This is a genomic window from Rhodoferax sp. GW822-FHT04A08 (assembly GCF_058801025.1).
This window is the reverse complement of record NZ_JBXAMW010000013.1, coordinates 102,117-122,341: the sequence shown is the minus strand read 5'-3', so window position 1 is coordinate 122,341 and position 20,225 is coordinate 102,117. Positions and strand designations below refer to the sequence as shown.

At 61.8% G+C, this 20,225-nt stretch carries 23 protein-coding genes; 4 read left to right on the top strand and 19 right to left on the bottom strand.

Translation table 11 applies throughout. The features are described 5' to 3' along the window. Positions 1-26 precede the first annotated feature (26 nt). From AC1RMF_RS21015 to AC1RMF_RS20995, 5 genes are all read right to left on the bottom strand, one after another. Positions 27-866, bottom strand: coding sequence for an ABC transporter ATP-binding protein (locus tag AC1RMF_RS21015; RefSeq protein WP_493144079.1), 840 nt, complete (start codon positions 864-866; stop codon positions 27-29). Further along, complete coding sequence (gene ntrB, locus AC1RMF_RS21010) at positions 863-1,771, bottom strand: nitrate ABC transporter permease (protein WP_493144077.1); 909 nt, start codon at positions 1,769-1,771, stop codon at positions 863-865. The genes AC1RMF_RS21015 and ntrB overlap by 4 nt, the downstream gene beginning before the upstream one ends. Positions 1,772-1,807: 36 nt before the next feature. After that, positions 1,808-3,052: a CmpA/NrtA family ABC transporter substrate-binding protein gene (locus AC1RMF_RS21005; RefSeq protein WP_493144075.1), complete on the bottom strand. Its 1,245-nt coding sequence runs from the start codon at positions 3,050-3,052 to the stop codon at positions 1,808-1,810. A gap of 306 nt (positions 3,053-3,358) precedes the next feature. Beyond that, a complete protein-coding gene (locus tag AC1RMF_RS21000; protein ID WP_342621025.1) occupies positions 3,359-4,006 on the bottom strand; it encodes an ANTAR domain-containing response regulator in 648 nt (215 codons plus the stop codon). Positions 4,007-4,072: 66 nt separating this feature from the next. After that, entirely contained in the window at positions 4,073-4,399 is a 327-nt protein-coding gene (locus tag AC1RMF_RS20995; RefSeq protein WP_342619178.1) for a hypothetical protein, read from the bottom strand. A gap of 164 nt (positions 4,400-4,563) precedes the next feature. On the opposite strand from AC1RMF_RS20995, the gene AC1RMF_RS20990 reads away from it, so the two are divergent. After that, entirely contained in the window at positions 4,564-5,613 is a 1,050-nt protein-coding gene (locus tag AC1RMF_RS20990) for an AbrB family transcriptional regulator (protein ID WP_493144073.1), read from the top strand. On the opposite strand, the gene AC1RMF_RS20985 is transcribed toward AC1RMF_RS20990, so the two are convergent. The 10 genes from AC1RMF_RS20985 to AC1RMF_RS20940 all read right to left on the bottom strand — a co-directional run bounded on the left by AC1RMF_RS20985 (position 5,608) and on the right by AC1RMF_RS20940 (position 14,023). Continuing rightward, positions 5,608-6,576: a PDR/VanB family oxidoreductase gene (locus AC1RMF_RS20985; protein ID WP_493144071.1), complete on the bottom strand. Its 969-nt coding sequence runs from the start codon at positions 6,574-6,576 to the stop codon at positions 5,608-5,610. The two genes, AC1RMF_RS20990 and AC1RMF_RS20985, sit on opposite strands and share 6 nt — an antisense overlap. 9 nt (positions 6,577-6,585) lie before the next feature. Next, positions 6,586-7,632, bottom strand: coding sequence for a Rieske 2Fe-2S domain-containing protein (locus tag AC1RMF_RS20980; RefSeq protein WP_493144069.1), 1,047 nt, complete (start codon positions 7,630-7,632; stop codon positions 6,586-6,588). Positions 7,633-7,743: 111 nt separating this feature from the next. Beyond that, positions 7,744-8,220: a MarR family winged helix-turn-helix transcriptional regulator gene (locus AC1RMF_RS20975; protein ID WP_493144068.1), complete on the bottom strand. Its 477-nt coding sequence runs from the start codon at positions 8,218-8,220 to the stop codon at positions 7,744-7,746. A gap of 84 nt (positions 8,221-8,304) precedes the next feature. Then, on the bottom strand, positions 8,305-9,255 hold the full coding sequence (locus tag AC1RMF_RS20970; protein WP_342619175.1) for a Gfo/Idh/MocA family oxidoreductase: 951 nt from the start codon (positions 9,253-9,255) through the stop codon (positions 8,305-8,307). Then, positions 9,255-10,124 (bottom strand): class III extradiol dioxygenase subunit beta, encoded by an 870-nt coding sequence (locus tag AC1RMF_RS20965; protein ID WP_342619174.1) that lies wholly within the window; start codon positions 10,122-10,124, stop codon positions 9,255-9,257. Before AC1RMF_RS20965 ends, AC1RMF_RS20970 begins: the two co-directional genes overlap by 1 nt. A gap of 2 nt (positions 10,125-10,126) precedes the next feature. Continuing rightward, a complete protein-coding gene (gene ligA / locus AC1RMF_RS20960; RefSeq protein ID WP_342619173.1) occupies positions 10,127-10,570 on the bottom strand; it encodes a protocatechuate 4,5-dioxygenase subunit alpha in 444 nt (147 codons plus the stop codon). Then, the gene (locus tag AC1RMF_RS20955; RefSeq protein ID WP_493144066.1) at positions 10,571-11,515 is read right to left on the bottom strand and encodes an amidohydrolase family protein; all 945 of its coding nucleotides are present in this window, start codon (positions 11,513-11,515) and stop codon (positions 10,571-10,573) included. 11 nt (positions 11,516-11,526) lie between these two features. Beyond that, entirely contained in the window at positions 11,527-12,210 is a 684-nt protein-coding gene (gene ligK / locus AC1RMF_RS20950; RefSeq protein ID WP_342619171.1) for a 4-carboxy-4-hydroxy-2-oxoadipate aldolase/oxaloacetate decarboxylase, read from the bottom strand. Between the two features lie 2 nt (positions 12,211-12,212). Beyond that, complete coding sequence (locus tag AC1RMF_RS20945; RefSeq protein ID WP_493144064.1) at positions 12,213-13,253, bottom strand: amidohydrolase family protein; 1,041 nt, start codon at positions 13,251-13,253, stop codon at positions 12,213-12,215. A 50-nt stretch (positions 13,254-13,303) separates the two neighbouring features. Then, positions 13,304-14,023 (bottom strand): substrate-binding domain-containing protein, encoded by a 720-nt coding sequence (locus AC1RMF_RS20940; protein ID WP_493144061.1) that lies wholly within the window; start codon positions 14,021-14,023, stop codon positions 13,304-13,306. Positions 14,024-14,125: 102 nt separating this feature from the next. Here AC1RMF_RS20940 and AC1RMF_RS20935 point away from each other — a divergent pair, with 102 nt between their 5' ends. From AC1RMF_RS20935 to queE, 3 genes are all read left to right on the top strand, one after another. Continuing rightward, a complete protein-coding gene (locus AC1RMF_RS20935; RefSeq protein ID WP_342619168.1) occupies positions 14,126-15,046 on the top strand; it encodes a LysR family transcriptional regulator in 921 nt (306 codons plus the stop codon). Positions 15,047-15,162: 116 nt separating this feature from the next. After that, on the top strand, positions 15,163-16,251 hold the full coding sequence (locus AC1RMF_RS20930) for a 6-carboxytetrahydropterin synthase (protein WP_493144060.1): 1,089 nt from the start codon (positions 15,163-15,165) through the stop codon (positions 16,249-16,251). A 3-nt stretch (positions 16,252-16,254) separates the two neighbouring features. After that, positions 16,255-16,890: a 7-carboxy-7-deazaguanine synthase gene (gene queE, locus AC1RMF_RS20925; RefSeq protein WP_493144058.1), complete on the top strand. Its 636-nt coding sequence runs from the start codon at positions 16,255-16,257 to the stop codon at positions 16,888-16,890. 25 nt (positions 16,891-16,915) lie between these two features. On the opposite strand, the gene AC1RMF_RS20920 is transcribed toward queE, so the two are convergent. The 4 genes from AC1RMF_RS20920 to AC1RMF_RS20905 are packed head-to-tail and all read right to left on the bottom strand — an operon-like array spanning position 16,916 to position 20,223. After that, positions 16,916-17,641, bottom strand: coding sequence for an ABC transporter ATP-binding protein (locus AC1RMF_RS20920; RefSeq protein WP_493144055.1), 726 nt, complete (start codon positions 17,639-17,641; stop codon positions 16,916-16,918). After that, positions 17,634-18,407, bottom strand: a complete 774-nt coding sequence (locus AC1RMF_RS20915) for an ABC transporter ATP-binding protein (protein WP_493144053.1) — start codon at positions 18,405-18,407, stop codon at positions 17,634-17,636. Before AC1RMF_RS20915 ends, AC1RMF_RS20920 begins: the two co-directional genes overlap by 8 nt. Further along, positions 18,404-19,351 carry a branched-chain amino acid ABC transporter permease gene (locus AC1RMF_RS20910; RefSeq protein WP_493144052.1) on the bottom strand — a complete coding sequence of 316 codons (948 nt, stop codon included), beginning with the start codon at positions 19,349-19,351 and terminating at the stop codon, positions 18,404-18,406. The genes AC1RMF_RS20915 and AC1RMF_RS20910 overlap by 4 nt, the downstream gene beginning before the upstream one ends. Next, on the bottom strand, positions 19,348-20,223 hold the full coding sequence (locus tag AC1RMF_RS20905; protein WP_493144051.1) for a branched-chain amino acid ABC transporter permease: 876 nt from the start codon (positions 20,221-20,223) through the stop codon (positions 19,348-19,350). Before AC1RMF_RS20905 ends, AC1RMF_RS20910 begins: the two co-directional genes overlap by 4 nt. Between the last annotated feature and the right edge of the window lie 2 nt (positions 20,224-20,225).

Below are 20,225 nucleotides of genomic sequence, written 5' to 3'. Positions count from 1 at the left end.
AGGAGTCTCCGGTGAACGGGGTTTGTTCAGGCTGCCTTTTCCACGTGGGCTTGCCGGGTGTAGAGGAAGTCGATCACGGCCTTGCGATAGCCCAGGTACTGCGGGCTGTCGGCCAGTTCGACGCGGGAGCGTGGCCGCGGCAGGTCCACATGCAAGACCTCGCCAATCGTGGCGGCGGGGCCATTGGTCATCATCACGATCTTGTCGGACAGCAGCACCGCTTCGTCCACGTCATGGGTCACCATCACCACGGTGCTCTGGGTGCGGGCCACGATCTCCAGCAGCTCGTCCTGCAGCTTGGCACGGGTGAGCGCGTCCAGTGCGCCAAAGGGCTCGTCCATCAGCAGCACCTTGGGTTCCATCGCCAGGGCGCGGGCAATGCCCACGCGTTGTTTCATGCCGCCGGAGATTTCACCAGGACGTTTCTGTGCGGCGGCGGTCAGGCCGACCAGGGCCAGTGCGGCCTCGGTGCGTGCGGTGAGCTGTGCCTTGTTTTCAGAAGGCGCGCCGGTGCTTTTGGAGGCTGCACCAAAGACGCGCTCCACGCCCAGGTACACATTCTCGAAGCAGGTGAGCCAAGGCAACAGCGAGTGGTTCTGGAACACCACGGCGCGCTCGGGGCCGGGGCCGGCGATCTCGCGGTTGGCGCACAGCAGGGTGCCGGCGGTGGGCAGCGTGAGCCCGGCGATCAGGTTGAGCAACGTGGACTTGCCGCAGCCGCTGTGACCGATCAGCGCCACGAATTCGCCCTTGGCCACCGTGAGGTTGATGTCGCGTAGCGCGGGGAAAGAGCCCTTTCGGGTCTTGAACGTCTGCGCCACGCTCTGGATTTCAATGAACTTGCTGACCATGGACTCTGTGCTCATGACTTCACCTCTTCGAATGTGAATGCGGTTGCGACCTTGATCAATGCGTATTCGAGAACCAGCCCGACGATGCCAATGACAAAGATTGCGATGATGATGTGGGCCACGTTGAGGTTGTTCCACTCGTCCCATACCCAGAATCCGATGCCCACGCCGCCTGTCAGCATCTCGGCGGCCACAATCACCAGCCAGGCAGTGCCCACGGCCAGACGCACACCCGTCAGCATGTAGGGCAGCACCGAGGGGAACAAAATCTTGGTGATGATCTTCCACTCGGAGAGATTCAGCACGCGCGCCACGTTCATGTAGTCCTGTGGCACGCGTTGCACGCCGACGGCGGTGTTGATGATCATGGGCCAGATGGAGCAGATGAAGATGGTCCAGATGGCCGCCGGGTTGGCGCCCTTGAAGACCAGCAGGCCGATGGGCAGCCAGGCCAGCGGCGAGACCGGACGCATCAGGCTGATCAGCGGGTTGAACATGCGGCTGAGGAAGTCGAAGCGCCCGATCAGAAAGCCTGCTGGTATGCCCACCACCGCCGCCAGTCCGAAGCCCATGGCCACACGCTCCAGCGACATCAGCACATTCCAGCCCACGCCCTGGTCGTTGGGGCCTTTGCGGTAGAATGGATCACTGAAGATTGCCACTGCCTGCTTGGCCGTTTCGGTGGGCGTAGGGATGCTGCCACCCGTTCCCATGCTGATGCCAGCCCAGATCAGCACCAGCAGGGCCAGACCGAGCACCGGCGGCAGGACGGCCATCAGCAACGCGTTCCAGTCGTAGCCCGACCGGGCTTCGGTGGGGGCGGTTGGCACCACCACCGGTGCCGGCTTGGCTGGCACGTGCATGACGGCCACGTCTTCGGCTGCAGTGGCCAAGGGGGAGTGAAAAACAGCACTGACCATGGTGGGCTCCTTTGCGTGAGAGTTCGGCACGGATACTCAGGCCTTGACCTTGAAGGCGTCGGCGTATTTCTTAGGGTCCTTGCCGTCCCAGACCACGCCGTCCATCAGCTTGGAGGTGCGCAGCACGTCCTTTGGAATGGGCGTCTTGGTGGCAGTGGCAGCCTGCTTGTAGATGTCGATCTGGTTGATCTGTTTGGCCACAGCCAGGTAGTCGGGATGCTCCTTGAGCAGGCCCCAACGCTTGTGCTGTGTGAGGAACCACATGCCGTCCGACAGGTAGGGGAAGTTCACCGCGCCGTCGTTGTAGAACTTCATGAAGTTGGGGTCGTCCCAGGTCTTGCCCAGGCCGTTCTGGTAGCGACCCAGAATGCGCTGGTTGATCGCGTCCACGCTGGTATTGACGTAGCTCTTGTCGGCAATGGTTTCGGCCATCTTGTTCTTGTTCTGCAGGCCGGCATCGATCCACTTGCCGGCTTCCAGGATGGCGGCCGTCACGGCGCGTGCGGTGTTGGGGTACTTCTTGACGAAGTCACCGGTAGTGCCCAGCACTTTTTCCGGGTGGTCTTTCCAGATGTCCTGGGTGGTGGCCGCAGTGATGCCGATGCCGTCAATGATGGCGCGGTGGTTCCAGGGCTCGCCCACGCAGTAGCCGTCCATATTTCCCACGCGCATATTTGCCACCATCTGGGGAGGTGGCACGGTGATGACCTTGGCGTCGTTCAGGGGGTTGATGCCATTGGCCGCCATCCAGTAGTACAGCCACATGGCATGGGTGCCAGTGGGGAAGGTCTGCGCAAAGGTGTACTCGCGCTTGTCCGATGCCATCAGCTTGGCCAGGCCGGCGCCGTCCACCGCACCTTTGTCCGCTAGCTTCTTGGACAGGGTGATGGCCTGGCCGTTGTTGTTGAGCGTCATCAGCACGGCCATGTCCTTCTTGGGGCCGCCGATTCCCAGATGCACGCCATACACCAGACCATAGAGCACGTGGGCAAAGTCCAGTTCACCGGTGACCAGCTTGTCGCGCACGCCGGCCCAACTGGCTTCCTTGCTGGGGATGATCTTGACGCCGTACTTCTGGTCTATGCCCAGCACCGATGCCATCACCACGCTGGCACAGTCGGTCAGTGGAATGAAGCCGATCTTGACCTCCGTCTTTTCCGGTGCATCGGAGCCGGCGGCGTACACCGCGGCACGCAGTGCGGGGTCCACGCCAAAGGCGCCAACAGCTGCGGTTTGCAGTACCGCGCGACGGGTGAGTTTGTGTTTGAGCAGATCGGTCAAGGCAACACTCCAGGTTAGAAAAACAAAAACAAAAAGGCGTCCGCACGGCGCTCAGTCGCTGGTAGCGCTGAACGCGTGGGGACGCCTTTGTCCGGTGTGATCTGCACCGCCCGCCGTTGGATGGTGCACATCAGTTGACCATCACTGGTCTTGTGTTTTTCTACGCAAACTGCGTGCCATGTTTGGCAGCTATAGAAGTTATAGCGTCAAATGCTTTCTGGTATTGGTCTACAAGCTTGTTTGTAATGGAGTCTACGAATTGCAGGGCTCGCACTTCTTTTGTGCAACGCACCAAGAGTGGCGGTTTCAGCCCATCAGATCGGCCACGTCCAGCATGCGCTGGGCCACTTCCACGATCTTCATGTTCTTGTCCATGGCGGCCTTGCGCAGTCTGGCGTAGGCCTCACTCTCGCTGAGCTTCTGACGCTCCATCAGAAGCGCCTTGGCGCGGTCTATGACTTTGCGTTCCTGCAGCGTGGCGCTGAGTTCGTTGAGTTCGGAGCGGGCGTCGGCCAGTTCCTTGCGCAGTGCCTGCTCGTGCTGGAAGCGGGCCATGGCCACATCCAGAATGGGGCGTATGCGCTCGGGCTGCAGACCGGCCACGATGTAGGCCGTCACCCCGGCGGCCACTGCGGCACGCGCATTGCCGCTGTCCTGGTCGTTGGTGAACATCACGATGGGGCGGCGCTCGTCGCGCGTGGCCATCACCACATGCTCCAGCGCATCCCGGGCGTCACTTTCGGCGTCCACGATGATCAGATCGGGCCGCAACTGGGCCAGCCGCTCTGTCAGAAACACATCTCCTGGCAACGAGGCCACCAGATTGAAACCGCTTTCCAGCAAACCAATGCGCAGGCTGCGTGAGCGCTCGGCCTGTTGCTGGGCGTGCTCATCCTGTGGATCCAGGATATCCAGATCGGTGGAAACAACAACGATGCGCAGTGCCTGGTTCATATCAGTGGAGCGCATGACGCAAATAGCGCGCCACGCTACCGTGCAGCATAGCAAGCGGCAGCGGTTTCAGCGCGAAGGTGCGCAGGGCATGTCGGCACCTTGCGCCGACATGAAGGCATGTTGGGATATGGGTGAGCCGGACTGAAGCCGCTCAAGTGAATGGATCAGCGAATCCACTTTCACCAGGAAGTCTTCCTTGTTCACGTAGGGGTTTTCGGTAAACATCTTGGTGGATTGGCTGGCGATGCCGATCTCCCCGGCTTGACGGGCCCAGCCACGCACCTCGCAGTACGCGAGCAGCGCCAGTCGCCCCAGTTCCGCATGTCGGCGGGCATGGCGCAGATCTGCAAGCAGGTCTTCAAGGCCGAGGCGAATGCTGAGGGAGGCGTTCATGGTGCGTCGCAGCATAGGATTCGATTCTGACTCGAAACTTACAAGATGATTTTTTAAAACGGGGTCAGAAACATGACGTCAGTCAAGCCGGCGATGTGGGCCAAAAGTGCCGTCATGTGCATTCGCGATAATGGTTTCACACCTGTTTCACGAACCCGTATTGCATGATCCCTGACCGAATGCGCTGGCCGTTGCTGTTGCTGCTGAGCGCCGCGCTGGTGGGCCTGCTCCATTTGCTGCAGCTCCCTGCCAGTATGTTGCTGGGCTGTATGTTGGCAGGCATCTGGATGGGGCACCGGGGATATGTTCTGGCTCCATCTCGCAACCTGTTTGCGCTGGCACAGGGGATTGTGGGTTGCCTGATTGCCCGAAGCCTGCAATGGCCCATGCTGGAACGGCTGGCCAGCGACTGGCCTTTCTTCCTGGGTATTACCTTTTCGGTGATCGCCGCCAGCGCGGTGCTGGGCTGGTTTTTGATGCGCATGCGCATCTTGCCGGGCAGTACGGCGGTGTGGGGCCTGGCGCCGGGCGCCGCTTCTGCCATGGTGCTGATGTCGGAAGACTTTGGTGCCGACGTGCGTCTGGTGGCCTTCATGCAGTATTCGCGGGTGGTGGTTGTGACGGCACTGGCCTCACTGGTCGCGCACTTTGGAAGCCATCATGCCGTCCTGCCGGTAGCCGAGGTGGATTGGTGGACGCTGAAGAGCCCGTTGAATGCAGGCGCCACCCTGTTGCTGGCCGGCGGTGGCGCCGCCCTGGCCCGGCGCTTTGAGATTCCGGGTGGAGGCATGTGGCTTCCCATGTTGCTGGCGATCGTTTTGCCTGCGTTGGGCTTGTTTCAGGTGGAGCTTCCGTCCTTGCTGTTGGGGCTGGCGTATGCGCTGATCGGCTGGAGCATCGGCCTGCGGTTCAACCGGGCCAGCCTGCTGTATGCCTGGAGGGTGTTGCCTGTCGTGCTGGGCGCCATTCTGGCGCTGGTGGTGGTGGGCGGCCTGCATGCGCTGCTGCTCAGCCACTGGATGGGTTTTGATGCGCTCACCGCGTACCTGGCCACCAGCCCGGGTGGTGCCGACTCGGTGACAGTGATTGCCGCCACCAGCGCCGTAGATGCGGGCTTTGTGATGGCCATGCAGATGGCCCGTTTCATCATGGTGCTGCTGGCAGGCCCGGCGGTGTCCCGCTGGGTCGCCAGCCGCGACCCGCGCCCTTTATAGGTCCAGTACCAGCATGGCGCTCTTGGAGCGCGAGCAGCAGGGTGTGAACTGGTCGTTGGCGGCCTGTTCCTCTGGCAGCAGGTAGCTGTCCCGGTGGTCTGGCGTGCCTTCGAGCACCCGCGTCAGGCAGGTTCCGCATACGCCCTGCTCGCAGGACAGCATGATTTCCACTCCCGCATCGGCCAGTGCCTGGGCCACGGTCTTGTCCTTCGGGATGCGCACGATGCGTCCGTTGCTGGCGAGTTTGACGTCGAAGCTGGCATCGCTGTCGGAGTGGACGACTTCGGCCGTGAAGAACTCATAGTGCAGCTGCTCTTCCGGCCAACCCTGCGCGCGTGCATTGGCGAGTACCGCATCCATGAAGCCCTTGGGGCCGCAGACATACAGATGGGTGCCTGCTTGGGGTTTTGCCAACAGGGCGGGCAGGTCCAGCTTCTGTTCGGCAGCGCCATCGTCAAAGTGGAATTGCACCTGCTTGGCAAACGCGGAGTCGCTGATGCGCTGGTAAAACGCCGTGCGCTCCAGCGTGCGGCTGGCGTAGTGCATCTCGAAGTCTGCGCCCGTAGCGTTCAGGTGCTCGGCCATGCACAGGATGGGTGTGACACCGATGCCGCCTGCTAGCAGCAGGTTGCGCTTGGCCTCAGGCGCCAACGCAAAATGGTTACGGGGCGCGCTGATCTGCAGCGTTTGCCCTTCCTGAATCTCGTCGTGCATGGCGCGCGAACCGCCACGGGAGGACGCGTCACGCAGCACACCAATCAGGTAACGACCACTTTCGCGCGGGTCATTGCACAAGGAATATTGCCGTATCAATCCGTTGGGCAAATGCACGTCCACATGCGATCCGGCCGTGAAGGCGGGCAGGGCAGAGCCGTCAACGGAGACCAGCTCGAAGCTGCTGATGTCCAGCGCCTCCGCTACCTTGCGCGCGACACGTACGGACAGTATGGGACTGGTATGCATCGTCATGCCTCAAGCCTTGGCCGTTGCAGCGGCCTGCTCTTCGGCCAGCATGCGGTCGATGATCTTGCGTGCCTGCACGCCACCCGAATCGATGTTGAGCATCAGCAGCTTGCGGTCGGGATAGGCCAGCAGGTTCTTCTGCTGCAGCTCCAGCATCTCCAAATCTTCGCTGAAGATCTTGCCCTGGCCTTCGCGGATGGTGGCGGTGAGCGCCTTGTCGGCAGGGTTGAACTTGCGCGCCATGCCCCAGAAATAGTGGATGGAGGTCTCGGTCTCGGGGGTGATGAAGTCGATCACCTTGCTGTAGGCCTTGAACTCGTTGGGTGCGTCGTAGCCGCCGTGGCCGCGGTGCGCCACGCCCACTTCGATGATCACGTTGCTGGGCGGTGTGAAGCGGCAGATCTGCCAGCGGTCCACTGGCACGTCGTCGGCCAGGTTGTTGCCGCGCAGGGCCAGCTTCCAGAAGGGCGGTGGCGTCACGTTGTCCATATAGCGCGCGGTGGTGACGGTGGTGCCGTCCACGGTGGTCTTGCTGGGCGTCTCGTCGATTTCCTTCTGGCCGATGCTGGTGGAGTGCACATAGGTCTCGTGCGTGAGGTCCATCAGGTTGTCGATCATCAGGCGGTAGTCGCAGGCGATGTGGAACAGGCCGCCACCGAAGGCCCACTCGGGATGGTCATACCACTCCTGGTGGGGAATGGTGGCCTTGTCAGCCAGGGCCGCATCACCGGGCCAGACCCAGATGAAGCCGTAGCGTTCTTCCACCGGATAGCTGCGCACGGCAGGGAAGCCTTGCACACGTTGGCCGGGCATGGACACGGTCTTGCCGTTGCAGCCCATGTGCAGGCCGTGGTAGCCGCACACCAGCTTGCCTTCGCTCACATAGCCCAGCGACAAGGGAGCGCCGCGGTGCGGACAGAAGTTTTCCACTGCGGCCACCACGCCTTCGGGGCCGCGGAAGAACGCGATCTTCTCGCCGCAGATCGTGCGGCCCAGGGGCTTCTCGTCAATCTCATTGGGGGTGGCAGCAACATACCAGGCGTTCTTGGGATACATGGACATTCTCCTTGGAGTGAATACGTGTACTGAATGACATTCATTGTACGGAATGACTTTCCCATTGACCAGCACAATTTGATCCGTGTTAACCCTAGGTTTGGGCGGTTCTCAGTTGTCTATCTGGACCAGTTTGCGCAACAGGCGCATGAACTCGTCCTGTTCAGCCGGCTCCAGATTTCTCAAAACGGCCTGGTACACCAGCTCGATACCCGGTTGCAGTTCCAGCAATACTTCCGCCCCGGTTGGCGTCAGCGACAGGCTGCGCTGGCGCCGCGGCATCACCTTGCGCTCAATCCAGCCCTTGGCTTCCAGGCGGGTGGCAATGTCGGCGGTGGTGGAGGTGTCCAGCGCAATCTTCTGCGCCAACGTCACCTGGTCAATGCCCGGCGACTCCTGCAGGGTGCGCAGGATGGCGTACTGGATGGGCGTGGCATTGCGGCCATGCACTTCGTGAAAGCGTGCCACGGCCAGTTGCTGCGCGCGGCGGATCAGGTGGCCCGGCTCATCGTGCACCGGCATGACGGTCGGGGCTTTGGCGGTTTTGCGGGCAGCGGTGGTTTTGGCGGATGGGCTGGCTTTGCTCATGTGCGGATTGTGCGGCAAGCAATAAGTAAAAAGGGCACACCCCGGATGGAGTGTGCCCCGCACAGATGCGAACAGAAAGAAAAATCAGCCCTGCAGCTGCTGCTCCAGCTTGTGCAGCACTTCATAGCAGGCCAGCACGCCAGCCACGCTGCTGTTGGGTTCGCGGCCTTCGCGGATGGCGGCGAAGAATTCGCGGTCCTGCAGCTCGATGCCGTTCATGGACACGTCCACCTTGCTGACGTCGATCTTCTCTTCCTTGCCGTTGAACAGGTCGTCGTAGCGGGCAATGTAGGTGGCGCTGTCGCCGATGTAGCGGAAGAAGGTGCCCAGCGGGCCGTCGTTGTTGAAGGACAGGCTCAGCGTGCAGATGGCGCCGTTGGCGGCCTTGAGCTGGATGCTCATGTCCATGGCAATGCCCAGCGTGGGGTGGATGGGGCCTTGCAGCGCGTTGGCTGCCACGATGGGGCTGCCGCACTGGTAGGCGAACAGGTCCACAGTGTGGGCGGCGTGGTGCCACAGCAGGTGGTCGGTCCAGCTGCGCGGCTGGCCCAGCGCATTCATGTTGGTGCGGCGGAAGAAGTAGGTCTGCACATCCATTTGCTGGATGTTGAATTCACCGGCCTGGATCTTCTTGTGCACGTACTGGTGGCTGGGGTTGAAGCGGCGGGTGTGGCCGCACATGGCCACCAGCCCGGTCTGCTTCTGCAGCGCCACCACGTCCTGCGCGCCCTTGAGGCTGTCGGCCAGCGGAATCTCCACCTGCACATGCTTGCCGGCCTTGAGGCAGGCCATGGTCTGCTCGGCGTGCATCTGCGTGGGGGTGCATAGGATGACGGCGTCCAGCTCGGGGATGGCCAGGCTATCGGCCAGCTCGGTGGTCACGTGGCCAATGCCGTACTTGCCGGCCACTTCGCGGGTTTTTTCCAGGTCGCGGCTGATGAGGGAAATCACTTCCACGCCATCAATGTTCTTGATGCCGTCCAGGTGCTTGATACCGAAGGCGCCTGCGCCTGCGAGTGCTACTTTGATAGTCATTATTTGTTCTCCAGAATCAGATGGCCCACGGCCGTGTTGGACGCCGGCACATGGAAGAAGCGGTGCTTGAGGTTCACGCCATCGGCGCGTCCGGCCACATCATCCATGGCACCGCGGGCAATCAGCCACATCACCAGCTCGATGCCTTCGCTGCCGGCTTCGCGCACATAGTCGATATGTGGAATGGCGGCGGCGGCACGGGGGTCGGCAATCAGCTTGTCCAGAAAGGCGTTGTCGAATTCCTTGTTGATCAGGCCGGCGCGTGGACCTTGCAGTTGGTGGCTCATGCCGCCCGTGCCCCAGATGTGCACGTTCAGGTCTTCGTCATAGCTCTCCACCGCCTTGCGGATGGCCTGGCCGAGGTTGAAGCAGCGCTGGCCGCTGGGAACGGGGTACTGCACCACATTCACGGCAAACGGAATCACCGGGCAGGGCCAATGGAAATCTTCCTTGGGCGGGTTGCCGCACATCAGGGACAGCGGCACGGTCAGGCCGTGGTCCACGTCCATCTTGTTGACGATGGTGAGGTCAAAGTCCTGCTGGATCACCGACTGGGCAATGTGTGAAGCCAGCTCAGGATGGCCGATCACGGTGGGCACGGGGCGCGCACCGTAGCCTTCGTCGGCCGGTTCGAACTTGTCTGCCGTGCCGATGGCGAAGGTGGGAATCATGTCCAGGCTGAAGGCCGTGGCGTGGTCGTTGTAGACCAAAAAAATGACGTCGGGCTTGTTGTCCTTCATCCACTGTTTGGAGTACTCATAGCCTTTGAACAGCGGGGCCCAATAGGGCTCCTTGTCCTTGCCCAGGTCGAGTGCGGCACCGATCGCGGGGACGTGCGAGGTGTATACAGATGCGGTTATGCGTGCCATGTTCAGGCTTCCCTTTTTTTGTTGGCCGAGCCCTGGGGCTGGTTCTTTGCCTGCGCGTCACCGTCTTCACCGATGTAGCGGTTGCCTTCGACGCTGCGCCCGCCGTTGATCATCATGTTGCGGTATTCCTCTTCGGTCATGCCCGTCATGCTGCCGGCCATCTGCTGGAATGAGAGGCCGTCGGTAGCACCGATCTTGGCGAGGAAGTAGATGTTGCCGCCAGCAGCCATGCAGCGGTTCAGGTCGCGCGTGAGCACACCCTGCTTCTGCTCTTCGGTCATGGGCCACTCGTCCAGATAGGCGCGTTCGTTGGCCTTGAAGCGGGCACGGTTCTCGGCCTTCATCAGGCTCATGCAGAACTGGTTGAGGTGATAGCCCTTGCGCGACTGCTCGGCATCAAAAATGATGGTGCCGGGCACATCCAGGTATGGTTTATCTAATGACATTCAATTTTCCTCGGGCCAGTACAGGCGCATGGGGTTGTCGACCAGAAGCTTCTTCTGCAGCTCTGGCGTTGTGGCGATATGGGGAATGAAATCCACCAACAAGCCATCGTCGGGCATATGGTCCTTGAGGTTGGGGTGCGGCCAGTCGGTGCCCCAGAGCACGCGGTCGGGGAATTCCTCGACGATGCGCTTGGCAAAGGGGATGACATCCTGGTATGCGTTCTGTTCACCGTCCAGGGCCTTGGGTCCGGTGACCGAGAGGCGCTCGGGGCAGCTCACCTTGCTCCACACATTGCTGTGCTCGCGCATGAACTTCACAAACAGCTCGAACTCCGGACCATCGATCGGCTTGCTCACGTCGGGGCGGCCCATGTGGTCCACCACCACGGTGGTGGGCAGGGCGGTGAAGAAGTCCCACAGCTCGGGCAAGTCCACTGCCTCGAAATAGATCACCACATGCCAGCCCCATTTGGCGATGCGGCCGGCGATTTCCAGCAGCTCGTCCTTGGGGGTGAAGTCCACCAGGCGCTTGACGAAGTTGAAGCGCACGCCGCGCACGCCGGCGTCGTGCATGGCCTGGATCTCGGCATCGCTCACGCTGCGTTTGACGGTGGCCACGCCACGTGCCTTGCCACCGGAGTTCAGCAGCGCGTCCACCATGGCGCGGTTGTCGGCGCCGTGGCAGGTGGCCTGCACCACTACGTTGCGGGCAAAGCCCAGGTGGTCGCGCAAGGCGTAGAGCTGGTGCTTGGAGGCGTCGCAAGGCGTGTACTTGCGTTCGGGCGCGTACGGGAATTCGGCACCGGGTCCGAAGACATGGCAGTGCGCGTCCACGGCGCCGGCGGGCACCTGGAAGCGCGGCTTGGACGGGCCGGTGTACCAGTCCAGCCATCCGGCGGTCTTGGTGAAGTCACCCGTGGTGGGTTTGCTGGGAGCGTTGCTCATGCGTGCGGCTTTCAGTCGATGTAGCGCAGACCGGCTTTTTCCAGTGGTTCGCGCATCTTGTACATGTCCAGACCCAGAACGCCTGCGGCAAACTTCTCACGCTTTTCGCCTTCAAAGCTTTCGCGCTTCTCGGCGGCATCCGCCACTTCCTGTGCACGGGCTGCGGGCACGACCACGATGCCATCCACGTCGGCAACCACCACGTCACCGGGATTCACCTGCGCACCGGCACAGACGACCGGGATATTGACGGAGCCCAGTGTGGCCTTGATGGTGCCTTTTGCGCTGATGGCGCGGCTGAAGGTGGGGAATCCCATCTTCTCCAATTCATCCGCGTCACGCACTCCGCCGTCGATCACCAAGCCCGCCGCACCGCGTGCCTTGAAGCTGGTCGCCAGCAGGTCGCCGAAGAAGCCATCGGTGTTGTCGGTGGTGCAGGCTGCTACCACCACGTCACCGGGCTGAATCTGTTCAGCGGCCACATGCATCATCCAGTTGTCGCCGGGTTGCAGCAGCACGGTCACGGCGGTACCGCAGGTGCGCGCGCCCTTGTAGACCGGACGCATATAGGTCTTCATCAGGCCCACGCGACCCATGGCCTCGTGGATGGTGGCCACACCGAAGCGGCTCAGTTTCTCTACCGCAGCCTTGTCGGCGCGGGTGATGTTGCGTTTGACTACTCCGAGTTCGTACATACTTATTTGCCTTTCTTTTGCAGCAATGCGTTAAGACGTGGGAACACGCGGCGCACATTGCCTTCGTAAATCTGGAAACGGTCGTCGTCGCTCAAAATCTTGGACGATTCGATATAGCGCTTGGTGTCATCGTAGTAGTGGCCAGTCTGCGGATCAATGCCGCGTACCGCACCAATCATTTCGGACGCAAACAGCACGTTCTTCACCGGGATCACCGTGTTGAGCAGGTCAATGCCGGGCTGGTGGTAGACACAGGTGTCAAAGAAGATGTTGTTGAGCAAGTGCTCTTCCAGCAGCGGCTTCTTGAGCTCCTGTGCCAGACCGCGGAAGCGCCCCCAGTGGTAGGGCACTGCACCGCCGCCATGCGGAATCAGGAAACGCAGGGTGGGGAAGTCCTTGAACAGGTCACTGGTGAGGCACTGCATGAAGGCCGTGGTGTCGGCGTTCAGGTAGTGCGCGCCGGTGGTGTGAAAGCACGCGTTGCAGCTGGTGCTTACGTGGATCATGGCGGGGATGTCGTACTCCACCATCTTTTCGTAGATTGGGTACCAGTGCTTGTCGCTCAAGGGCGGCGAGTTCCAATGGCCGCCGCTCGGGTCCGGGTTCAGGTTGATACCGACGTTGCCGTATTCCTTGACGCACTTCTCCAGCTCGGGGATGCAGGTCTTGGGGTCTACACCGGGGGATTGCGGCAGCATGGCCACGGGCACGAAGTTGTCGGGGAAAAGCTGGCTGACACGGAAGCACAACTCATTGCAGATGGCTGCCCAGGTGCTGGAGACCTGGAAGTCACCGATGTGGTGGGCCATGAAGCTGGCGCGTGGGCTGAACAAGGTGATGTCACTGCCGCGCTCCTTCATCAGGCGCAACTGGTTGAGCTCGATGGTTTCGCGCAGCTCGTCGTCACTGATCTTCAGGTCCGATGCCTTGGGAGCGGATGCCGGGTCCTTGATGCCGGCGATCTGCGCATTGCGCCAGGTCTCCAGCGCTTTGGGGGCCGTGGTGTAGTGGCCGTGGCAGTCAATGATGAGCGGTTTTTTCATATGTTTCCTCTTTGTTGGCTCTTTGCTTGTTGTGGGATTGGTTGCCCGGGTTAGGCTGCAGCCGGTTCCATGCCCTGGCGCCGCTTGGCGGCCGCTGCGTCATCGGACACCAGGAAATGCAGAAACTCCTGCGCCGCTTTCTTGTGGGCGGACGCGGATGTGATGGCGGCGGAGAATGTGGTGGTGATCTGGATCTCGGGAGGCAGATTGCCCAGCAGGGTGATGCCTTCCAGATTGATGAGTTCGCTCAGCTGCTGGAAGCCCAGCTCCACCTCGCCACGCGCCACCAGGGTGCCCACCGGAACGCCGGGTGGCGCCTGGACGATGCGGCCCTGCAATTGATCGGTGATGCCCCAGACATCAAACAGTTTTGCCAGTGCCACGCCGCTGGGGCCGGTGGAGTAGCTGATGTTCCTGGCAGCCAGTACGGCCTGGCGCACCGCTTCCGCTGAACGGATGTCGGGCTGCGCGGCACCCGCACGTACTGCCAATGCCACACCGCTGTCGGCCAGATTCACCTTGCTCTGCGCGTCCAGCTTGCCGGCTGCCACCAGCTTGTCGATGGCGTCACTGGCCAGAAAGACGATGTCAAAAGGCTCGTCCGCCTGCACCCGTTTGGCGGCGTCCACACCGCCTACCGACTCGAGTTGCAGTGTGCTGCCGCCGCGCGCGGCATACAGCGCCAGCAGCTCGTTCAGGAGCTGGCGCGTGGCCATGGACGATATGCCCTTGAGGGCGGGCGCGCTGGTGACGAAGCTTGGGCTTTGCATGAGGAAATTCTAGGGACTTCCCCCATTCAGCGGTGTAACGATGCCCACTAGCTGTTATAAACAATTCGCATAGCTATTCCACAGATATACCGAGACAAAACGATGGACCTCAAACAGATTGAATCCTTTGTCCGGGTGGCCGAACTGGGCAGTTTCACCCGTGCCGCCGCCGCTCTGGGCATTCCCCAGCCCTTGCTCAGTCGCCATGTGCGCCAGCTCGAAGTCGAGTTGCGACAGACCTTTCTGCTGCGCAATGGTCGCGGTGTGACGCTGACCGAGCCGGGCCTGGTGCTACTGGAACATGGCCGCGGCATCCTGCACCAGGTGGCGCTGGCGCGCGAAGACCTGGAGGCCACACGCGGTGCCTTGGGCGGTCATGTGTCCATAGGCCTGCCACCCAGTCTGTCCAAACTCATCACCGTGCCGCTGACCCTGGAGTTCCGCAAGCGCCTGCCCAACGCCCATCTGACGCTGACTGAAGGGTTTTCGGTGGTGATGCATGAGGGGCTGCGCTCTGGCCGGCTGGATATGGCAGTGCTGTACAACACCGCCCATTCCCCTGAAATCGAAACCAGGCTGCTGCATCGCGAAACCCTGGTGCTGATTGCCTCCGAGGCCAGCGTCAAGCGCATGCCAGGGCTGAACCTGAAGGCGCGCATGCCGCTGTCGGCGCTGGCATCGCTGCCGCTGATACTGCCGAGCCGGCCCAACGCCTTTCGCATTCTGATTGACACCGAGCTGGACCATCTGCGCCTCAAGCCCGAGATCGTGCTGGAGGTGGATGGCCTCAACGCCATTCTGGAACTGGTCGGCGAGGGGCTGGGCTTTGCCGTGTTGCCCCACTACACCTTGAGCAATTTTCCCAAGCCCCACAGCTTTACTACCCACCGACTGCACAGCCCGCAACTGGCGTGCGAACTGATGCTGGTGACTTCAGCGCGCCGCCCCAGCACCGAGACCCACAAGGGCGTGCATGCGCTGGTGGCCGATGTGGTGAAGTCGGCCATCGAGTCCCTGTCCTGAGGCGGGTCCCGGGGGTGAAATCTCCGGGCGTTGGATAATGCACCTTTTACGTGCAGTCGGAACGGTCAGTGCAGTGGCCCGGATTTGCAGCGTGTTTGACCTGGAACCCCCTGAGAATGAATGTAAAGACCCTCTTCACCGCATCGGCCGGTTTTGAAGCGGCACGGCAGCTCGATGGCCTTGCTGCACAGCATCGGCTGGGCCGCCTGCATGGCCACAGTTTTATGGCCTCGGTGCGTTGTGCCCCGCCCGAAGGTTGGGCCCATTTCCCCGGAGGGGAGGTCGACCGGCTGCGCAGTACGCTGACCCAGGCCATTTCCAAGCTGGACTACCGTCTGCTGAATGAGCAGTTGCAGCAACCGACCGATGCCAATCTGGCGCGCTGGCTGCAATCGCAGTTGCAACTGCCATCCATCACCCAGGTGGGGTTGCAAAGCACGTCCACCAGCGGTGCCACGCTGGACCAAACCGGTCAGGCACACGTCTGGCGACGCTATGTGTTCCAGTCGGCACACCGTTTGCCCAACGTACCGGTCGGGCACAAATGCGGGCGCATGCACGGCCATGGTTTTGAAGTCATTCTGCATGCCAAGGAGCAGAGCAATGGGCGCGTTGTGGATGCCGACGTGCTGGATGCGGTCTGGGCGCCCATGCAGCAGCAGCTCGATTTCGCCTGCCTGAACGACCTGCCGGGTCTGGGTAATCCGACCAGCGAAATGCTCTCCAGTTGGTTGTGGCAGCGGCTGCTGCCGCTGCTGCCGGAGTTGTCCTGGATCACCGTGTTTGAAACCGCGTCCTGCGGCGCCAACTTCGACGGCAGCCACTACCGCATCTGGAAGGACTTCACGCTGGACAGTGCCCTGCAATTGCGCCGTGCGCCCGACGGCAGCGCGCTGCGCCGCATCCATGGTCACACCTACACCTTGCGCCTGCATCTGACCGCTGCGCTGGATCAGGTCATGGGCTGGACGGTGGACTTTGGTGACGTGAAGCAGGTGTTCAAGCCGGTCTTCGACGCACTGGACCATAGGCCGCTGTACGAAATAGCCGATCTGGCCGATTGCGATACGGCCAGCATTGCTGCCTGGATTCTGGCCAAGGCGCGCGCGCATCTGCCGCAGCTCAACCGTGTGGACCTGTTTGAGACGCAGGGGTGCGGCGCTGTGGTGTCTACCGATCTGGAGGCGCCGGCCCTGCCGGTGTAAGCCATGGCCTATACCGTCAAGGAAATGTATTACACGCTGCAAGGCGAGGGCGGGCAGGCGGGGCGGGCGGCGGTGTTCTGCCGCTTTGCCGGATGCAACCTTTGGTCTGGAAGGGAAGAAGACCGCAGCAAGGCCGTCTGCCAGTTCTGTGACACCGACTTCATCGGTACCGATGGTCCGGGCGGTGGCAAGTTCGCGTCAGCCGACGCCTTGGCGCTGGCGGTGCAGGACCATTGGCCGTTGGCCCCCGGTGGCAAGCCGTTGGTGGTGTTTACCGGCGGAGAACCGCTGCTGCAACTGGACCAAGAACTGGTGGACGCGATGCACCGCCTGGGTTTTGAAATCGCCGTGGAGACCAATGGAACCCAGCCGGCGCCTGAGGGGCTGGACTGGATCTGCGTCAGCCCCAAGGCAGACGCAGAGCTGGTGCTCACGCGTGGCAGCGAACTCAAGCTGGTGTTTCCTCAGGCTCTGGCCATGCCGGAACGCTTTGCGCACCTGGATTTCACCCACTTCTTCCTGCAACCCATGGATGGCCTGGAGGCCAAGCGCAACACGCAAGCCGCCATTGCGTACTGTCTTGCGCACCCGCAATGGCGCTTGAGCATTCAAACGCACAAGGTCGTCGGTATCGCCTAGCCCCTGGGGTCGGGGCCGACCCGGCTTAGCGCGCTACGCCTAGCAACTTGTCCAGCAGTTCGGGTTGTGCCAGCAGGTTGTCAGCGCTGTCGGTGTGTACCACCGTGCCGCGGTCCAGCACCGCAGCGGTGTCGGAGATGGCCAGGATCGCCTGTGGATGCTGCTCCACGATGATGGCTGCCAGCCCTTCGCTCTGGGTGATGCTGCGAATGGCTCGCAGCAGCTCCTGCACGATGATGGGTGCCAGGCCTTCCAGCGGTTCGTCCAGCAGCAGGATGCTGGGGTTCAGCACCAGGGCACGGCCCACGGCCAGCATCTGCTGCTCGCCGCCGCTGAGCTGGGTGCCCAGGTTGTATTTGCGCTCGGCCAGACGGGGGAACATTTCGTACACGCGCTTGGGCGTCCACTGCGGATTCTTGCTGCCGGCACGCGAGGGGCGCGCCACCGCCGTGAGGTTTTCATCCACCGTCAGCGATTTGAAGATGTTGCGCTCCTGCGGAACCCAGCCAATGCCAGCGGCGGCGCGTTCGTGCGAAGGTAGCTTGTGCAAGGCCACACCACCCAGGGTGATGCTGCCGCCGTGCTGGCGCGTGGCGCCAGCCAGGGTGTTGATGAGCGTCGTCTTGCCGGTGCCGTTGCGGCCCAGCAGCGCCAGGGTCTGGCCTTCAGCCAATGACACGTTGATGCCGTTGAGCACCACCGCTTCGCCATAGCCCGCGCTGAGGTTTTCCACGCGCAGCAGATCAGCCATGCTGTGCTCCTTCGCCGTGGCCCAGATACACCTCTTTGACCTGTGGGTCGTTGGCGATTTCATCGGGCGAACCTTCGGTCAGCACCGTGCCGTTGACCAGCACCGTCATGCGGTTGGCAAAGCTGAAGACAAGATCCATGTCATGTTCAATCAAAAGGATGGACACATCCGCCGGTAGCGCGGCTACCGTTTGCAGCAGCTCCTCACGCTCGCCCGCAGGAACACCAGCTACGGGCTCGTCGAGCAGCAGCACGCGCGGCTCGCAGGCCAGGGCGATGGCGATTTCCAGCAGGCGGCGCTTGCCGTAGGCCAGCACATTGGTGGTCTGGTGCGCAACGCTGGTCAGGTGGAATTGCTCCAGCAGTTCTTCGCAGCGGCGTGTGACGTTCTTGTTGGAGCCCAGCGCCTGCCACCACTTGCCACCCAGCCCTTGCTGTTGCGACACCGTGAGGGCCAGCGTTTCCATGGGCGTCATGGTGTCAAACAGCTGGTTGATCTGGAAGGTGCGCACCATGCCCCGGCGTACCCGTTGGTAGGGCGGCAGGTTGCTGATGTCGTTTCCTTCGAGCGTGATGCGTCCTTCGGTGGGCGTCAGCACGTCGGTCAGCAGGTTGATCAGCGTGGTCTTGCCTGCACCGTTGGGGCCGATGAGCGCATGGCGTGCGCCCTTGCGCAGATTCAGCGTCACGTTGTTGGTGGCGGTGATGCCACCAAACACCTTGACCAGGCCTTGCGCGCTCAGCACGATGTTGTCTTGCGCGCTCATGCCTTGCCTCCGCGTCCAAACCAGGTCCAGGGGCGCAGCAACCGCTCACGGCCCACCAGCACCAGCACCACCAGGAACAGACCGATCCAGAAGGTCCAGTACTGCGGCGTGATGGCGGAGATGACGTTTTGCAGCAGGGTGAACACCAAGGCACCGCCCACACCGCCATAGAGCCAACCTGTACCACCCACGACCAGCACCAGCATGACGTCGGCCGAACGATGGAACTCAAATACGTCCAGCGAGGCAAATCCGCTGGTCTGCGCCAGCAGGCCGCCGGCCGCACCGGCCATGCCGGCAGCAATGGTGTAGACCACGGCAATGCGCTGTGTCACCGGGATACCGATGGCCATGGCGCGCAGACGGTTGTCCCGAATGGCCTTGAGCGTGGCACCGAAAGGCGACTGCACCAGATGGCGTGCCAGCACGAACATGATGAGCAGCACGGTCAGGGAATACCAAGCAGCCGTCTTGCCAAACAGGTCAAACTCGAACGTGCCCAGGAGTGGCCCCATGACCACACCCTGCAGGCCATCGGCGCCACCGGTGAGCCAGTCCAGCTTGTTGGCCAGTTCTGCCAGGATCAGACCGACGCCCAGTGTCACCATCAGGCGCGTGAGGTCACTGCCACGGATGATGGTCATGCTGCAGAAGGCACCCAATACGGTGGACACCACGATGGCGGCAGCCAGACCCAGCAATGGATCGGGCATGACCAGCTTGGCAAACAGGGCCGCCACATAGGCACCCATGCCAAAGAAGGCGGCATGGCCCAACGACACGATGCCGGTAAAGCCCAGGATCAAATCCAGTGACACGGCAAACAGCGCGACGATGGCAATCTCATTGATGATGAGTGCGCGCTCTGGCAAAGCCAGCGGAGAAGCCAGCAGCAAAATCCACAACACATATTCCCACCAGGCCCAGCTCTTGGGGACTTTCATGACTTGCCCCCTTGACGCACAAACAGGCCCTGCGGACGCCAGATCAGAATGGCAATCATCAGGCTATACACAATAAAAGCACCCAGCTTGGGGATGTAGTACTTGCCCGCCACATCGGCCACACCCAGCAGCAGGGCTGCCAACAGCGGGCCGGTGATGCTGGACGTGCCGCCCACAGCCACCACAATCAAAAAGTACACCATGAACTTCAGCGGAAAGGTGGGGTCCAGGCCCAGCACCTCGGCGCCCAGTGCGCCTCCGAGTCCAGCCAGGCCCGAGCCCACAGCAAAGGTGGCCAGAAACACCACATTCACATTGATGCCCAGTCCAGCGGCCACGCGCTGGTCATCCACCGAGGCGCGCAGGCGGCTGCCAAAGCGGGTCTTGGCCAGCACATATTGCAGGGCAATGGTGAGCGCGGTACAGACGGCGATGATGAACAGGCGGTAATGCCCCATGCCCAGCATCCACGCGCCTTCGCCCAGCTCGGTGCGACCCTTGAGCCACTCGGGCAACTGGATGATCTGCTGGGTGGAGCCAATGAAGTAGTCGGCACTGGCCACCGCCATGAAGGTCAGGCCGATGGAGAACAGCACCTGGTCCAGGTGCGGCTTTTTATAGAGCGGACGGTACAGGCTGCGCTCCAGCACGGCGCCGAGCAGCGCCGAACCCAGAAACGCCAGCGGCAGGCACAGAAGGAAGGGCACACCGGCGCGTTGCATCAGCAACACCGTGATGTATCCCCCCACCATCGCAAACGCACCGTGGGCGAGGTTGATGAAGTTCATCAACCCCATGGTGACGGCCAGTCCTACAGCAAGAATGAACAACAGCATGCCATAGGCGATACCGTCAAATAACAGTGTCAACATCG

Bases quoted from the DNA above. Each gene is read 5' to 3' on its own strand.
- AC1RMF_RS20985 (WP_493144071.1), bottom strand. From the start codon at position 6,576: ATGCATACCAGTCCCATACTGTCCGTACGTGTCGCGCGCAAGGTAGCG.
- AC1RMF_RS20940 (WP_493144061.1), bottom strand. From the start codon at position 14,023: ATGCAAAGCCCAAGCTTCGTCACCAGCGCGCCCGCCCTCAAGGGCATA.
- AC1RMF_RS20905 (WP_493144051.1), bottom strand. From the start codon at position 20,223: ATGTTGACACTGTTATTTGACGGTATCGCCTATGGCATGCTGTTGTTC.
- AC1RMF_RS20930 (WP_493144060.1), top strand. From the start codon at position 15,163: ATGAATGTAAAGACCCTCTTCACCGCATCGGCCGGTTTTGAAGCGGCA.
- AC1RMF_RS20920 (WP_493144055.1), bottom strand. From the start codon at position 17,641: ATGGCTGATCTGCTGCGCGTGGAAAACCTCAGCGCGGGCTATGGCGAA.
- AC1RMF_RS20955 (WP_493144066.1), bottom strand. From the start codon at position 11,515: ATGAGCAACGCTCCCAGCAAACCCACCACGGGTGACTTCACCAAGACC.
- AC1RMF_RS20910 (WP_493144052.1), bottom strand. From the start codon at position 19,351: ATGAAAGTCCCCAAGAGCTGGGCCTGGTGGGAATATGTGTTGTGGATT.
- AC1RMF_RS20995 (WP_342619178.1), bottom strand. From the start codon at position 4,399: ATGAACGCCTCCCTCAGCATTCGCCTCGGCCTTGAAGACCTGCTTGCA.
- AC1RMF_RS20935 (WP_342619168.1), top strand. From the start codon at position 14,126: ATGGACCTCAAACAGATTGAATCCTTTGTCCGGGTGGCCGAACTGGGC.
- AC1RMF_RS20970 (WP_342619175.1), bottom strand. From the start codon at position 9,255: ATGACTATCAAAGTAGCACTCGCAGGCGCAGGCGCCTTCGGTATCAAG.
- queE (WP_493144058.1), top strand. From the start codon at position 16,255: ATGGCCTATACCGTCAAGGAAATGTATTACACGCTGCAAGGCGAGGGC.
- AC1RMF_RS20945 (WP_493144064.1), bottom strand. From the start codon at position 13,253: ATGAAAAAACCGCTCATCATTGACTGCCACGGCCACTACACCACGGCC.
- AC1RMF_RS20980 (WP_493144069.1), bottom strand. From the start codon at position 7,632: ATGTATCCCAAGAACGCCTGGTATGTTGCTGCCACCCCCAATGAGATT.
- AC1RMF_RS20975 (WP_493144068.1), bottom strand. From the start codon at position 8,220: ATGAGCAAAGCCAGCCCATCCGCCAAAACCACCGCTGCCCGCAAAACC.
- ligK (WP_342619171.1), bottom strand. From the start codon at position 12,210: ATGTACGAACTCGGAGTAGTCAAACGCAACATCACCCGCGCCGACAAG.
- AC1RMF_RS20965 (WP_342619174.1), bottom strand. From the start codon at position 10,124: ATGGCACGCATAACCGCATCTGTATACACCTCGCACGTCCCCGCGATC.
- AC1RMF_RS21000 (WP_342621025.1), bottom strand. From the start codon at position 4,006: ATGAACCAGGCACTGCGCATCGTTGTTGTTTCCACCGATCTGGATATC.
- AC1RMF_RS21015 (WP_493144079.1), bottom strand. From the start codon at position 866: ATGAGCACAGAGTCCATGGTCAGCAAGTTCATTGAAATCCAGAGCGTG.
- AC1RMF_RS20915 (WP_493144053.1), bottom strand. From the start codon at position 18,407: ATGAGCGCGCAAGACAACATCGTGCTGAGCGCGCAAGGCCTGGTCAAG.
- AC1RMF_RS20990 (WP_493144073.1), top strand. From the start codon at position 4,564: ATGATCCCTGACCGAATGCGCTGGCCGTTGCTGTTGCTGCTGAGCGCC.
- ligA (WP_342619173.1), bottom strand. From the start codon at position 10,570: ATGTCATTAGATAAACCATACCTGGATGTGCCCGGCACCATCATTTTT.
- ntrB (WP_493144077.1), bottom strand. From the start codon at position 1,771: ATGGTCAGTGCTGTTTTTCACTCCCCCTTGGCCACTGCAGCCGAAGAC.